This is a genomic window from Oleiphilus sp. HI0079, assembly GCF_001635105.1.
Window position 1 is genome coordinate 1 of the sequence record NZ_LWFT01000009.1, and the last position, 745, is coordinate 745.

Consider the following 745-nt stretch of genomic DNA (forward strand, 5'->3'; position numbering starts at 1 on the left):
GAGCACGAACATTCAGAGCTTGTCAAAAAGGCGGATACGGCACTCTACGAAGCGAAGGAAAGCGGCCGAAACAAATACGTCATCGATACAGAGAATCTAGACCCGCAAATACCGCGTATCGGCCGATAGACTAAGCCCGATCAAATCACCCTCTCAAAAAGCTACCTTTCAGACGTAGGCGGCAAAGCATAACTTCCCGTCACATGGGCTACTAACTCTCTAGACTTTGAGGTATAGATTTCCACCTCACAATACGCAATCCGCTTACCCAACTTCAGTATCTTGCCTTCAGCGAGAATATCAACCTCGCCCGGTCTCTGCATAAAATTGATGTTCAGATTACTTGTGACGGCCATCGAAACCTCCCCTAACGCGCCGAGTATTGCAGCATACATCGCAGTGTCACCTGCGGCCATCAGCACCGGACCAGACACACTTCCTCCTGGTCGCTTATTCTTGTTGTCAAAAGGGATACGAATCAAACAGGTATGATCGCTTATTCTTTCAACACGTAAATCGATATCCTCAGCCATCGGAATCCAGCTCCGAATCAGTTCCTGAACCTCTTTTGCCGCCAAAGCCATTAACTTATCCCCAGATAATCAAAACTAGACTATACGATTAAACCAAGGCTCATTAAAATAGGCGCCTTACTAAAGCTATGGCGGTGCCCACTCAATCAAATACGGTTGGCACCCTAAATGTCTAGAATCACTACAGGACTCACATCGCAAATGCGTGCAAG

General features: G+C 47.1%; 1 protein-coding gene. It reads right to left on the bottom strand.

Annotated features, from left to right (window positions below):
• Positions 1–161 precede the first annotated feature (161 nt).
• Positions 162–584, bottom strand: a complete 423-nt coding sequence (locus A3750_RS00270) for a PaaI family thioesterase (protein ID WP_068453914.1) — start codon at positions 582–584, stop codon at positions 162–164.
• Positions 585–745: the final 161 nt, after the last annotated feature.